The 12,017-nt window shown below is 55.7% G+C and carries 8 protein-coding genes; 3 read left to right on the forward strand and 5 right to left on the reverse strand.

Going from position 1 to position 12,017, the window contains the following annotated elements:
- Nucleotides 1-39: 39 nt before the first annotated feature.
- A complete protein-coding gene (locus tag IE102_RS14055) occupies nt 40-2,847 on the reverse strand; it encodes an Rne/Rng family ribonuclease (RefSeq protein WP_189487741.1) in 2,808 nt (935 codons plus the stop codon).
- Between the two features lie 569 nt (nt 2,848-3,416).
- Between IE102_RS14055 and IE102_RS14060 the strand changes: the two genes are divergently transcribed.
- The 3 genes from IE102_RS14060 to prfB all read left to right on the forward strand — a co-directional run bounded on the left by IE102_RS14060 (nt 3,417) and on the right by prfB (nt 8,502).
- On the forward strand, nt 3,417-4,688 hold the full coding sequence (locus IE102_RS14060) for an N-acetylmuramoyl-L-alanine amidase family protein (RefSeq protein WP_189487743.1): 1,272 nt from the start codon (nt 3,417-3,419) through the stop codon (nt 4,686-4,688).
- Nucleotides 4,689-4,973: 285 nt separating this feature from the next.
- Nucleotides 4,974-7,319, forward strand: coding sequence for a penicillin-binding protein 1A (locus tag IE102_RS14065; RefSeq protein WP_229807774.1), 2,346 nt, complete (start codon nt 4,974-4,976; stop codon nt 7,317-7,319).
- A gap of 60 nt (nt 7,320-7,379) precedes the next feature.
- Nucleotides 7,380-8,502 (forward strand): peptide chain release factor 2 gene (gene prfB / locus IE102_RS14070; protein ID WP_189487745.1). Its coding sequence is split into 2 segments (ribosomal slippage): nt 7,380-7,448 and nt 7,450-8,502, totalling 1,122 coding nucleotides; the frame shifts between segments, so codons are not numbered across the junction.
- A gap of 23 nt (nt 8,503-8,525) precedes the next feature.
- Here prfB and IE102_RS14075 read toward each other — a convergent pair.
- From IE102_RS14075 to IE102_RS14090, 4 genes are all read right to left on the reverse strand, one after another.
- Nucleotides 8,526-9,440: a YihY/virulence factor BrkB family protein gene (locus IE102_RS14075; RefSeq protein ID WP_189487747.1), complete on the reverse strand. Its 915-nt coding sequence runs from the start codon at nt 9,438-9,440 to the stop codon at nt 8,526-8,528.
- Between the two features lie 133 nt (nt 9,441-9,573).
- A complete protein-coding gene (locus IE102_RS14080; RefSeq protein ID WP_189487748.1) occupies nt 9,574-10,143 on the reverse strand; it encodes a bactofilin family protein in 570 nt (189 codons plus the stop codon).
- Entirely contained in the window at nt 10,127-11,269 is a 1,143-nt protein-coding gene (locus IE102_RS14085) for a peptidoglycan DD-metalloendopeptidase family protein (RefSeq protein ID WP_189487750.1), read from the reverse strand. The genes IE102_RS14080 and IE102_RS14085 overlap by 17 nt, the downstream gene beginning before the upstream one ends.
- Nucleotides 11,270-11,471: 202 nt before the next feature.
- Nucleotides 11,472-11,996: a peroxiredoxin gene (locus IE102_RS14090; RefSeq protein WP_308429930.1), complete on the reverse strand. Its 525-nt coding sequence runs from the start codon at nt 11,994-11,996 to the stop codon at nt 11,472-11,474.
- Nucleotides 11,997-12,017 lie beyond the last annotated feature (21 nt).

Genomic DNA, 12,017 nt, shown 5'->3' on the forward strand with positions numbered 1-12,017 from the left:
TCAGGCGCCGGAGAGGTTTCCGACGCCTGAAGTCAATGATTATTTGCGCCACCAGCCACGTTTGGGCTTTTCCGGTGGCGTGGTGATTTCCGCCGGATCGACCACGGACGGCGCCGGTTCAAAGGATTGAACTTCAACCAAAGGCCGTTCCAGCACAGATACTGCCGCTTCAACAGGAGCCGGGGTCTCAACTTCCGGGGCCGTGTTTTCCGCCTCAGCCAAGGGAGCCGTTACCGTTTCGGTTAAGCTTTCCGCCACCACATCCGTTTTCTTGCGACGGGCGCGGGGCTTACGCGTGGTTTTCACGTCGTCTTCGGCAATCAACGGGTCAGGCGTCACCGCAACGGCTTCGGGCGCGATCGCCAGTTCAGCTTCGACGGATATGGTCTCTGCATCATCGGCCACGGTCTCAGCGGCAACCTTACGGGAACGGGTTGGACGTTTGCGGCGAACCGGCGCGTCACTAACCACGTCTTCGGGCACGAGCGACGTCGGTGCCGAACCATCTACCGGCTCGGTAAGGGCGCGGGGAGCGACCTCGACAGAACCAACCGGCGTGATGACATCCATAGCATCCGGGGCGGATGCTCGGTTGCGGCGGTTACGCGAACGCTCACGTCTTGCCCCGTCTTTGGGGGCGTCTTTAGATGCGACCGGCCCTGAGTCCGCCATCCCTGTTTCCGGGGCTGGCACTGATGAACTCGCCGCGATAGCATCTGATGCAGGCGGGTCTACGCGTTTTTGCTGCTGCTCATCGAAGGCATCGATCCAGACATAGGGTTCTTCGAGCGACGGCGTACGGGCGCGTACCCAGCCATAAGGTTCGCGCGGACGGTTTTCCTGACCCGTGCGGCGGCCACCACGGCGACCGCGACGGCGACGACGGTTGCGGCGGTCATCACTGTCGCCATCGCTGCCGTCACTATCGTCATCAGCCTCAGTGTCAGCCGCTTCAACGGTTTCAGTGTCGGCCTCAGCTTCGCCATCCTGTTCGCGGTTGCCGTTTTCACCCTTGCGGCGGCGGCGGCGGTTGCGGCCACGGCCACGACCATCACGTCCGCCGTCACGGCTATCATCGCGAGACTGCGCACGCTCCGCGGCACCATCATCGTCGGTGTCTTCGCGGGCAATGGCCTCTTCGTCTTCGGCGTCCAGTTCTTCGTCTTCAAACACTTCGTCGGCGGCATCGAGCAGAAGGTCGGCCGCAGGCATAGAACGAACCGGCGGTACGAACTCAACTTCGTCAGCATGAACGGTGCGTGTGATTTCAAACTCAGCGTGGGAGAGATGATTTTCGATCTCAACAGTGACCTTAAGGCCCCATTCGTCACGCAGTTTGGCCAGATGGCCCTGCTTTTCGTTAAGCACATAAAGCGCCACAGGCTGCGGCAGCTTAATGATGACAGCCCCGGCGCCATTTTGCATGGCCTCTAAATCAATAGCGCGCATGGCACCCAGTGCCGACGAATCGACCGACCGAATCCGTCCCGTACCTTCACAGTGCGGGCAGGGCGAGGTGGTGCCTTCAAGGAAGCCAGTGCGACGCCGCTGGCGCGAGATTTCCATCAGGCCAAAGCCGGAAATCTTACCCATCTGGATGCGGGCGCGGTCGTTTTCGAGCGCGTCTTTGAGCTTCTTTTCAACCGCGCGGTTGTTCTTCGGCTCATCCATGTCGATGAAGTCGATAACCACGAGGCCAGCCAGATCGCGCAGGCGCATCTGACGGGCGGCCTCTTCGGCGGCTTCAAGGTTGGTTTTGAGCGCGGTATTTTCGATATTGCGCTCTTTGGTCGACTTGCCCGAGTTGACGTCGATGGCAACCAGCGCTTCGGTCTGGTTGATCACCAGATAGCCGCCCGATCTGAGCGGGACCGTCGGCGAGTAGATTTTTTGCAGCATGTCCTCAATGCCATGACGGGCAAAGAGCGGCGCATTGGCACGGTAAAGCTGTATCTTCTTGGCCTGAGACGGCATGATCATGCGCATGAAATCACGCGCCGAGCGGTAGCCTTCTTCGCCTTCGACCATGACATGCTCGAAATCCTTATCGAACAGGTCGCGAATGGCACGTTTGACCAGATCTTCTTCTTCGTAGATCAGCGACGGTGCATTGGATTTCAGAGTGGTTTCGCGGATGTTTTCCCACACGCGCAGCAGATAATCATAGTCGCGCTTGATTTCCTGCTTGGTGCGCTTGGCCCCGGCGGTGCGGACAATCAGGCCCATGCCCTGCGGCACGTCAAGACTTTGGGCGACGACTTTGAGGCGCTTACGGTCGGCAGAATTGGTGATTTTACGGCTGATGCCGCCGCCGCGCGCAGTGTTGGGCATGAGCACGCAATAGCGTCCGGCCAGCGACATATAGGTGGTGAGGGCCGCCCCCTTGTTGCCGCGTTCTTCCTTGACGACCTGAACCAGCAGGATCTGACGGCGCTTGATGACTTCCTGAATCTTATAACGCTTGATCAGGTGAGCGCGCAGACGGCGCTCTTCGTCGGGCAGATCATCGCCGTCGTCTTCGTCTTCGAGATCATCATCGTGGTGGTTATTGGCCGCGGCTTGCGCTGCCAGTTCGGCCATAAGCTTTTCACGGTCGGCCACCGGAATCTGGTAATAGTCCGGGTGAATTTCGTTGAATGCCAGAAAGCCGTGACGATTGCCACCGTATTCGACAAACGCGGCCTGAAGGCTGGGTTCTACCCGCGTAACCTTGGCCAGATAGATGTTGCCGCGAAGTTGTTTTCTGGAATGGCTTTCGAAATCAAATTCTTCGACCTGGCTTCCGTTCATTACGACGACGCGAGTCTCTTCCGAGTGGGTCGCGTCGATCAACATAGTTTTCGACATTAATAGACTCTCCGAAGCGCACAGGCCCTGAGACCCAAAGGCTCAAACCTTTGGGTATAATTAGGGGGCGCTCATTTTTAGGGTGTGACGGGCGTGCACATTCATCCTGTCCGCGCTTCAAGGCGCGTAGACCGTTTAACGGTCGGGATAAATTAAAATAGGCACAGCCCATATTGGGTATTTCCGTTACGCTTTTGCGCAAGACGTAAGAGCCCGCGCGAAATCTTTTTCAGGTGGCGCTCATTCAGAGACCAAGGTTTGCTAACCTTAAGGCCGCTTAAGTTCGCCATTTTAGGGTGTTCCGCAGACAATGCGGTTCAGCCAGATATATGTGTTGTCTGCCTTTGTATAAAAGCCGTTTCATTGAGCTTTTTATAAAAACAGACGCTGTCTGAACCAAAAATTGCCATAAGCCATCGCTAAACAACATTTCGGGTTCATGTGAAGCCACTTTGCAACATGGCTCTAAAAACGCATTCTCGTCAATTATTTTCTTGTGTTAACGCAATGGCTACCCGTGCGGGGTTATAGTCGCTCCAACATAAAAAATAAGATGTGTGGAGTTTTGAATGATCCGGGTGCTCAGGCATTTGGTCGGCTATGATTTTCATAAGGCCGTAAAAATAGCGACCGCGTCGGTTCTGGCCGCCGTGATCTGCATCGGTGTGTCCGAAGTGACCTCCGTGCGGGCGGCCACGGATGCGACCGCTTCCGGCGATGTGGTTAAGGTGCGTCTGGGCGGTGATAAGGCTCAGACCCGGATCGTGCTTGAGCTTAATCGCGCCGCCAAGGGTAAGCTTTTATCGGCAGATACGGCCTCATCGGCCGTTCTGGACTTAAGCGATGTGCGCATGGATGGCCCATTAAGCGGTGAGGGCCGGGGTCTGGTCTCCGGCTGGCGTGTTGAAAATCAGGGCGGGGCGGTGCGCCTTAAACTCAGCTATCAGGGGCAGGCGAAAATTGCGCGCCGGTTCATTCTGCCGCCCGCCGATGGCGTGGGCGTTTACCGCTATGTGATCGATGTGGTGCCCGCTGCGGTCACACCTCCGGGTGATGAGGCTACGCGCCTTCTGATACCGGACACCACCAAAGCCTCTGCGGCGACCCAGTTAAAGGCCGAAGTGCCGCTGCGGCGTTCATTGAAAAAGATTGTGGTCATTGATGCGGGTCACGGCGGGAAAGATTCCGGCGCTTTGGGGACGTTTTCTTATGAAAAAGACGTCAATCTGGCGGCGGCCAAGGCCTTGAAGACCAAGCTCGAATCGACCGGGCGCTATAAGGTCATCATGACGCGCGAAACCGATGGGTTTGTCGATCTTTCGGCGCGCGTCCGGATTGCCCGCAGTGCTGATGCCGATCTGTTTATTTCACTTCATTCCGATTCGGGGCCGGATAAGTCAACCCGTGGGGCCAGTATTTATACTCTGTCTGATTCGGGTACGGAACGGGCGGCACGTAAGGCCCTGGTGCGCGGCGATTGGTCTTTGGCTGAGCGTCCGGCGGATCAGATGGTCAATCGTATCCTCATTGATCTTACGCAACGCGCCACCAAGAACCGCTCGGCAACCTTTGCTCAGGTCTTGCTCAATAACATTGGCGATACCACGCCCTTGCTGAAAACCAGCCACCGTCAGGCCGGTTTTGTGGTGCTGCTGGCGCCGGATGTGCCAGCGGTTTTGCTGGAAATGGGCTTTATTACCAATGCGCTGGATGAAAAGCTGCTTAACGATTCGGCGCAACGTAACCGCATGATGACATCGGTAGCCAAATCGATTGATCAGTATTTTGAAAACGATGTGCGCTATGCCTCATTTGTCATGATGCCCAAGGCTATGCGCTAAGATTAATTTATCTGACCGAAGGCCCTGCGGTTAAGCGCGGGGCCTTTATTTATCTGCAAACTTGTGGCGGAATTGTCAGGCTGAGGCGCCTTTGACGCCATTCACGCGAAATGCGATTGCCTAAGTTGGCAGGTTTGATAAATACGTAGCCTTAATTAAGGTGATCCTGGCTTCAGGCGGGGGGCGTGACGGCGTTTTTGTCAGGCGGCCTTGAACGGTCAGGATCGGAGGCGCAGTAAGTTGAAATCAGCCGAACGATGGTTTGCCATGGCAGGGGTCGTGCTCATGACGGTGATCGCCGTCGCGGGCTTTGCGATCGCAATCTATGCCGCGTGGCTGTTTCATGACCTGCCCGATGGTACGGAACTGGCGGATTATCGTCCGGCGACCTCGACGCGCGTATTTGCTTGGGACGGCACGCTTATTGGGGAATTTGCCAAGGAACGCCGGATTTATGTGCCGTATGACCGCATACCACCACGGCTGGCGCAAGCCTTTCTGGCCGCCGAAGACCGTAACTTCTTCGCCCATTCCGGGGTTGATGTCGGTGGTTTGAGCCGGGCCGCAGCTAAGAACGTCGGCAATTTCATGGAAGGCAACCGTCTTGAGGGCGGCTCGACCATCACACAGCAGGTCGCCAAGAACGTCCTTTTGACCAATGAGCAGACTCTGGGCCGCAAACTGAAAGAGGTCATTCTGGCCCGCCGGCTTGAGGCATCGCTGGATAAGAAGCAAATCCTTGAGCTTTATCTCAACGAAATCTTTCTGGGCTATCGCTCCAACGGGGTCGGTACCGCCGCCTATAACTATTTCGGTAAGTCGGTCGATGAACTGTCTTTGAGTGAAATGGCCTATTTGGCTGCCTTGCCAAAGGGGCCGTCGAACTATCATCCGACCCGCCGTAAAGAACAGGCCATCGACCGCCGCAACTGGATTTTGGGTGAAATGGCCAAGGTCGGCTGGGTCACACCGGCCGAGGCACTGGCGGCGTCCAAAGAAGACCTTGTAGTTCAGGCGGCACCTGCGCGCGCCAAATACCGCGATGCCGACTATTTCGTCGGTGAGGTAGAGCGCCGTGCCCAGAACATCTTTGGCGATGAGATTTATTCGAGCGGTTATTACCTCAGAACCACGCTTGACCCAAAGCTGCAAACCGTGGCGCGGATCGCGCTGATGGATGGTCTGGAGCAGTATGATCGCCGTCACGGCTGGCGTGGCGGCTGGGACAATATCGATATGGGTAATGGCTGGCAGGCCGTCGCTCTGAAACGCGCGGCTCCGGCTGAACGCGAAGAGTGGCAACATGCCATTGTGGAAAAGGCGTCGTCGTCTTCGGTCAGCATAATCACCGCAACCGATGGCACACGCGGGCGTCTGGCCGATAATGATGTCATCTGGGCTTTCGCGGGCAAGGGCCTGAAATCTGGTGATTTGATCTTCGTGTCTGAACAATCCAAAGGGCTTTTCAGGCTGCATCAGGTGCCTGCGGTCAATGGCGCCCTGGTGGCGGTTGATCCCTGGACCGGGCGGATCGTGGCTATGGTGGGTGGCTATAGCTACTCTCTGTCTAAATTTAACCGCGCCGTTCAGGCTAAGCGTCAACCGGGTTCGGCTATTAAGCCGTTCGTCTATGCGGTGGCGCTGGAGAATGAGTTTACACCGGCGTCGATTGTTATGGATGCGCCTATTTCCATGGCCGGTGCCAATGGCGCGAAATGGTCGCCGCAAAACTATACCCGCCGCTATTACGGCGCGCAGACCCTGCGCAAGGGTCTTGAATACTCACGCAATGCTATGACCGTGCGGCTGGCACAAAAGGTCGGCATCAAGACCGTCTCGCAAAAGATCGCCGAATATGGCATTTCCGATAACCTGCCCGCCGTCTTGCCGATAGCACTTGGGGCGGGAGAGACCACACCTTATAAGCTGACCGCGGCCTATTCTATGTTTGCCAATGGCGGACGTAAAATTCGCCCGCATCTTATCGAAGTGGTTCAGGATCGTGAGGGCGGGGTGGTGTATAAGGCCGAAGCCCGTAAATGCCCCGGCGCCTGTAAGCGCGCCTTTGACGGCACAGAATCGCCTAAGCTGTTGCCGGATGGTTCCCCGGTTATTGACCCGATTACGGCCTATCAGATCACCTCTTATCTTGAGGGTGTGGTTCAGCGTGGTACGGCCGCACGGGCTTCGGTTCTCGGTCGCCCGATTGCGGGTAAGACCGGCACCACCAATGAATACCGCAGCGCCTGGTTTGTCGGCTATTCACCCGATCTGGTGGTTGGCGTCTTTGTCGGTTTTGATGATAACCGTTCACTGGGCGAGGGGGAGACCGGTGGGGCTTCGGCCTTGCCTATCTTCGTCGATTTCATGCAGCAGGCGTTGAAGAACAAACCCGTTAAACCGTTCATGAAGCCCAAGGATGCTGTGTTTGTCTCGGTGCGTGGCTATGAAGAAGCGTTCCGTCCGGGTACTGAGCCTAAGCCGGTCGTGACGGCGGCACCTTCCGACATCGAAGGGCCCAAGCCCTATACCGAAGTCTGGCGCGATGGCCTGACCGAAGAGGTGCCGTCTCAGGACGCCGCTCCTGAGCGAAAGCCCTATGTGGATGAGGCTGAGCCCATTCTCTATTAAACCTTGCCTTCATAGCGGCGGGGATGTATCCCGCCCTCTTAATTTCATAAGGATACTGGTATGCGACTGGATGTTGAGGCTCAGGCCCGCGACATCGAGCAATCCATTGGATTGCTCAGGAGGCGTCTTTGACTGGGATGTCGCTCTAAGACGTCTCGATGAGTTGAATGCGCGCGTCGAAGATCCGACGCTGTGGGACAATCCTGAAATGGCGCAGAGCGTCATGCGTGAGCGTACCCGGCTTGGTAACTCCGTAGATGCCGTTAAAAAGCTGGAGCAGGAGCTCAAAGACGCGCTCGATTATGCTGAACTGGCCGATATGGAAGGCGACGAAGAGCTTCTGGAGGAAGCACGCGCCATGCTGAAATCCCTTAAGGACTATGCGGGCCGTGCCGAACTGGAGGCCCTGCTGTCAGGTGAAGCTGACGGTAATGATGCCTATCTCGAAATCAATTCTGGCGCAGGCGGGACGGAATCCTGCGACTGGGCCGGGATTTTGATGCGGATGTATATGCGCTGGGCGACCGCCCATGGCATGACCGTATCGGTCGAAGAAGAAACACCGGGTGAGCAGGCGGGCATCAAGTCGGTGACCCTGACCGTCAAGGGCACGAACGCCTATGGCTGGCTTAAGACCGAAGGCGGCGTACACCGTCTGGTGCGGATTTCACCGTTTGATTCCAATGCGCGCCGCCATACCTCGTTTGCCTCAGTCTGGGTCTATCCGGTGGTCGATGATGCGATTGTCATCGATATTAACCCGGCGGATGTGCGCACCGATACCTACCGCGCATCAGGCGCGGGTGGCCAGCATATCAACAAGACTGACTCGGCGGTGCGTTTAACCCACATTCCGACGGGTATTGCGGTCGCCTGTCAGGCCGGTCGCTCTCAGCATGCCAACCGTGATGAGGCTTGGAAGATGCTGCGGGCGCGGCTTTATGAGGTCGAACTGCAAAAGCGTGAGGCGGCGCAGCAGGCGCTTGAGGATCAGAAAACCGATATCGGCTGGGGGCATCAGATCCGATCCTATGTTCTGCACCCCTATCAGATGGTCAAGGACCTGCGAACCGATGTCGAGACTTCGGATTCGCAAGCTGTGCTGGATGGTGATCTCGATCCATTCATGGCCGCGTCTCTGGCGCAAAGGGTTGGGGCCACGCGCGACGCCGCTGAAGTATAAACCTAAACAAAAAACCCCTGAGATTACATCTCAGGGGTTTTTTGTGTTTTGACGCGTCGGTGTTTTGCGGTGATGTGTGAACCAAAATAGCGGCTGTACACTTGGGTGAATTCAGCGCCGAAAAAGAAAATCTGCGTCGAATAATAGATCCACACCAGAACCACGATCAGCGACCCTGCCGCGCCATAGGTGGAACTGAGCGCGCTTTGACCGAGATAGATGCCGATAAAGAGCTTGCCCACCGAGAACAACAGGGCGGTAATGACAGCACCTATCCATACGTCTCGCCATTCGATATGGGCATCAGGCAGCATCTTGAAGGTCATCGCAAACAAAAATGTGGTGACGGCAAATGACACGGCCAGATTAAAACTGTGCAGCATAAAGGCGGGCAGTACGTTAGCGAACATGCCGCCAAACGCCGCCAGTGCCGCTGAAACCACCAGTGATATCAGCAGTAAAAACCCAATGCCGACGATTAGGGCAAAAGACAAAACTCGCTTTTTCAGGAACCATGTCCAGTGGTCATTTTCCTTACTTTCGACATTCCAGATCGCATTAAGCGCGTCTTGTAATTGCGCGAAAAAGCCGGTGGCTGAGATAATCAGTGTGGCAAATCCGATCAGGGTCGCGACGATTCCCGCCTCACGATTGTGAGAATTGGTCATGATCGTTTCAATGGCCTGCGCGCCGGTATCTCCGATAAGGTTTCTGATTTCGGTGACAAGCTGAAGCCGCACCGAGTCTTCGCCAAACGCCAACCCGGCTACGGACACGACGATGAGCAACAGCGGGCCGATAGACAGGACGCTGTAAAAGGCAAGGGCGGCCCCCAGACGCGGGGCTTTGTCGGCCAGCCACTCGTCAAACGTCTCCCGCAGCAATCGCCACATGAAGTTTAAGGTCAGTTCGGGTCTGTCGGATAAAGCTTCAGGCATGAGAGTCCGTGATTTAATGCCCCATCATACAGGTGCCGTTGGCGATTGTGTGATTAAATCTCCATAAAAAAGACCGTAAGAAATTGAAGTTTCTTACGGTCTTTTTTATGTACCAATATGTTAGCGTGAATGCTTAGTAAGAGCGTTTAAGATCTGACAGGGCGTTCATGTCATAGCTGCTCAGTGACGGTGCGCCGTAGTCAGGCGTGGTTGCATATTGGGCGGCTGCGGGCTGAACCGGAGCCGGGGCTGCATGAACGGTTTCGGGGCGTGCGCGCGATTGCAGGCAGCGGCCGACGAAGTAAGCGCCGACATCGATCGACAACTGTTCATGGGTGATGTCGCCTTCGACATAGGCGGTGGCTGACAAGCGAACCTGCTTGCCCGAAATGCCGCCGACTACACGGCCACGGATTTCAATGGTTTCGGCTTCGATTGAGCCTTCGACATTGCCAGCTTCGCCGACGACCAGATGACCCGCCTTCACGTCGCCGCGTACAGTGCCTTCCAGGTGCAAATCGCCTGAACCGGTAATATTGCCATCAATCGTCAGAGTCGACGACAGTACCGAACCGACCTTTGGTGCGGGGGCCATCATCGGCGTTGATTTTGATGAATTCATATTGACCGAATTGAGATCCAGCGGCGGAGCCACAGCCGCTTCGGATTGTTGGGCGCGGGTTGGTTTAGTTTTGTTGAACATAATCTCCAGCCTTTACAAAGCGTGCAGGGTTTTGAGGACGACCATTGAGCCACACTTCGTAATGAAGATGCACGCCGGTCGAGCGACCAGTTGAACCCATAGCCCCCAGTCTTTGACCGACCGCCACACGTTGGCCGGCACGTACAGACATAGACTGCATATGAGCGTAGCGAGTTTTAAATCCATTGCCGTGGTCGATTTCGACCGCGTTCCCGTAGCCACTGCGCACACCTGAAAACGAAACTATGCCAGGTGCCGTTGAGTAGATTGGGGTAAGATAGGGACCTGCAAAATCGAGGCCAAGATGGCTTCTGGGGCGTCCATTAATGGGATCGAAGCGTACGCCAAAGCCTGAAGTGGTGCGGACATTATAGGATGGGCGATTGAACGGCAGGGTCTCAGACGATTTTTGCAGGCCGCGCATATCATTGAGATTGATCGCCGCATTACGGATGCGTGACGCAAAGCCTTCGTCGACATCAAGATATTGAGCCAGCTCTTTGGAATCCTTGGCTTCCAGCAGCGGGTTGGCGTTTGAGCCGCCCTGCGCATAGGCGGCGGGGTTAAGCCCGGCCAGACGGAAGGCCAGTCTTAAGCGTTCGGCGCGGGATTTGGCAAAATTCTCGGCCTTACCCACCATGCGTTCCTGCTCGGCACGGACGGCGTAAATACGTTCAATGGGCGGTAAGGCCTCATCAACAGGCGCCGGAGACAAGGTCGCAGAAGCACCGGGTACGTTCTTGAAATCTTTCAGAATATGGATCAATGCGCCGTGGCGTTTTTCAACGGTTGACGCCAGTTCATCAAGCGATCCCGACGCTTGAGTCAGTTGCTTGGTGGCGCTGTCGAGGCGGGCTTGACGGTCGGCCACCCAGCGTTCAGACTGGGCCTTCATCAGGCTGATTTGCCGCTCGGATGCGCTTTCTGACAGGGCGATAAACATCACGGCGCCTGTGGATATGGCCAGCCATGTAACCGCGACCGAAGCCAGCACGGTAAACCCAAATTGCTTGCCTGAGCTCAGGACATAGCCGCGGGTTTCGCCGTTTGAGCGAATATAGAGGTGACGTTCCGGAAAGGTTTGTTCCAGTACGTCACGAAGGCGTCCAAAGCTTTTCTTACTCATCACCGCCAGCACCCGATAGCTTGGTTAACTATGCCTTAACATCGCCATTGCGCAAGACCATAAATCCTCGTTTCTTTGGCTTTGGATGAAATTTCATCTAAAACCGTCTGAAATTAAGGAATTTATGTCACTTCTGTGATGCTTCGTCCCGTTTTAGGAAGACTGCATCTTGGGTATCAAAATCGGTGCCGCAGGATGGCTGTCAGGATTTGAAGCCTTTCAGGGCCGATAATACCTCGGCGGCGTGGCCACCCACCTTTACGTTGCGCCAGACCTTGCGCACCATACCATCCGGATCGATAAGGAGAGTGGCGCGCTCTGTGCCCATATATTTTTTTCCGTACAGCGTCTTTTCGGCCCACAGCCCATAGGCCTGAATGGTCTGCGTGCTTTCATCAGCCAAAAGTGTAAGATTAAGGTCGAACTTATTGATAAAATTGGCATGTTTTTTAAGGCTGTCTTTTGAAATGCCAAACAGGGCTGTGTCCAGCGCCCCAAACTCGCCAGCCAGAGCTGAAAATTCGCGCGCCTCGATAGTGCAGCCTTCGGTATTGTCCTTGGGGTAGAAAAACAGCACCACCCACTGGCCTTTGAGGTCGCGCAAACTAACCTCGCCGCCCTTTGACGAGGGCAGAGTGAAATCCGGTGCTGTAAAAGGTTCAAATTCGTTTTGATTTATCTGTGCTTTTGCCATGACATAGCCTTTATGGATGCGTAAGGATGACATAATCGATTCAGGTACGTTTGT

The organism is Asticcacaulis endophyticus (assembly GCF_014652575.1).
Classification (GTDB): Bacteria; Pseudomonadota; Alphaproteobacteria; order Caulobacterales; family Caulobacteraceae; genus Asticcacaulis; species Asticcacaulis endophyticus.

Excerpts from the sequence above, each read along its gene's own strand:
- IE102_RS14065 (WP_229807774.1), top strand. The coding sequence starts at position 4,974 with ATGACGGTGATCGCCGTCGCGGGCTTTGCGATCGCAATCTATGCCGCG.
- IE102_RS14090 (WP_308429930.1), bottom strand. The coding sequence starts at position 11,996 with ATGTCATCCTTACGCATCCATAAAGGCTATGTCATGGCAAAAGCACAG.
- IE102_RS14055 (WP_189487741.1), bottom strand. The coding sequence starts at position 2,847 with ATGTCGAAAACTATGTTGATCGACGCGACCCACTCGGAAGAGACTCGC.
- IE102_RS14085 (WP_189487750.1), bottom strand. The coding sequence starts at position 11,269 with ATGAGTAAGAAAAGCTTTGGACGCCTTCGTGACGTACTGGAACAAACC.
- IE102_RS14075 (WP_189487747.1), bottom strand. The coding sequence starts at position 9,440 with ATGCCTGAAGCTTTATCCGACAGACCCGAACTGACCTTAAACTTCATG.
- IE102_RS14060 (WP_189487743.1), top strand. The coding sequence starts at position 3,417 with ATGATCCGGGTGCTCAGGCATTTGGTCGGCTATGATTTTCATAAGGCC.
- IE102_RS14080 (WP_189487748.1), bottom strand. The coding sequence starts at position 10,143 with ATGTTCAACAAAACTAAACCAACCCGCGCCCAACAATCCGAAGCGGCT.